Annotated in this window: 1 protein-coding gene; it reads right to left on the reverse strand. The window is 39.3% G+C overall.

The window, feature by feature from the left end; genetic code table 11:
- Positions 1 to 135: 135 nt before the first annotated feature.
- Positions 136 to 1,653 (reverse strand): IS66 family transposase, encoded by a 1,518-nt coding sequence (tnpC, locus tag EJN67_RS13900; RefSeq protein WP_129725022.1) that lies wholly within the window; start codon positions 1,651 to 1,653, stop codon positions 136 to 138.
- Between the last annotated feature and the right edge of the window lie 119 nt (positions 1,654 to 1,772).

Raw genomic sequence — 1,772 nt, forward strand, 5'->3', positions numbered from 1 at the left:
GTTACTACTCAGGCATTCCCATTGAAGTCGCCCTGTGCTAATATGTAACCATGATCATTGACCTTCATATTATTAAAAAAGAGTAACTTTAATAAAGGGATATCGCCGATATCCCTCACTTCTAACAATTGAATATTAAAGAGAACTCTGGGGAATAAAGGGCGCTCCTTTTATCGCATTTGCTAGCGATTCCAACACTTTCAGGCCGTTTTTTCTGCATGTTGAGATATAGCTTCGGGTTCTGCAGAACATCTTCGCACCTTCATCTCCGCGAAAGCAACCTGAGATTTTCTGTCTTAGCTTCACCATTCTGATATCTCTTTCAGCAAGATTGTTGTCGAAAGGAATGTTGAAATCTAGCATAAATGCGAGGGTTTCAAGATTGAATTTCTCAAGCTTCTCTAGAAGGTTAAGAGCCTCACCTTTTTTAGGCTTACCCGTCTTTTCTGATACGAGATCCCCGTTTTTTAAGGCGTTCTCTTCCTTGCCCCTAGTGATGATATCACCATATCTTTCCATATATGCTTCGATATCATTTGTAGGCATAGAGTCCATACCTTGCTCCTTCAGACTTTCCACGTGTTCCTTAATTTTAACTAGGAGCTCTGACATTTCCTTTGCCCATTCATGGCCATAATTTTCGTAAATGCCTTTTAGGTTCCTTAGATGATGGGCATTGCATTCGGCATGGGTACAGTCCGTATAGGTATAATAGGGCTTCCAATGGTCATGTACTGCTGTACCCTGAAACTTTGGAAGTATTCCAATATCCTCACTAGCATCAGTACCTCTTTTATCATGAATAGCATAGTAGGTAAGCTTATCCGTTGAAGCACTATGAACCCACTTTGTCTTCTTATCACAGCGCATACCAGTTTCATCAAAGTGTACTACTTCTGCGCCTACAAGCTGATCTATTACCGCATTCTCAAATTCTTCTAGATTCTTTTCAAGACGCTTATTGATATTAACAAAAGTGCCTTGGCTAATATCTTGACCTGTAAGATCTCTGATTAATTCAGCGGCCCTTTCAAGGGGAATTAATTGATAGTTGGTCAGATATGTTATGAGCCCCTGTAAGTTCTGACCGTACTGAACAGGCTGATTTACTCCTTCGGGAAATTGTGTCTTATGAATCTTCCCACAGCCCGGGCACTCTAACGTATGGGTTTTGTATTCGGTAACATCTATTTTTATCACAGGTATATCGAATACTTGCCTAGTTTGGACAGTTCCCTCGACATCTATTAAGCTGTGACCACATTCGCATTGTTTAGGCTTTATATCAACAATCTTATCCGGATTGTTGACCTTTTCAAGTGTCTTTCCCTCATGGCCAGGCTGACCACCTGTCGATTTACCACTCTTTTTACGGTTGTTTTTAGGCTTCTTCTTCAACCCATCAGATGATGGCGGCTTGCTGCTATTGCCACTATTTTTATTAATTTGGGCTTCCAGTATAGTAATCCTAGCATTAAGTTTTTGGTTTCCTTGTTTAAGCTCTAGTAACTCTTGATTGAGATCCACCAATTCCTCATTGAGATCCAACAACTCTTGACTAAGAACTACAAGCTTATCGTCCATACTTTTTACGAGTGTAATAACAGCATCGATGCCTTTATTATATATTTCAACAATTTCTTTATCGTTCATTACAATTACCACCCATTATTTATGTATGCTATAATTATAATGCATCTTGGGGATAAATTGCATCAATCAGATATTTCCAATAATCTACTACCCTAAGATGTCAATGCCTGAGTAGTAAC

It is taken from the genome of Xylanivirga thermophila, from assembly GCF_004138105.1.
In the GTDB taxonomy this organism is placed as follows: Bacteria; Bacillota; Clostridia; order Caldicoprobacterales; family Xylanivirgaceae; genus Xylanivirga; species Xylanivirga thermophila.

Coding starts and splice junctions, on each gene's coding strand:
- tnpC (WP_129725022.1), bottom strand. CDS start 1,653: ATGAACGATAAAGAAATTGTTGAAATATATAATAAAGGCATCGATGCT.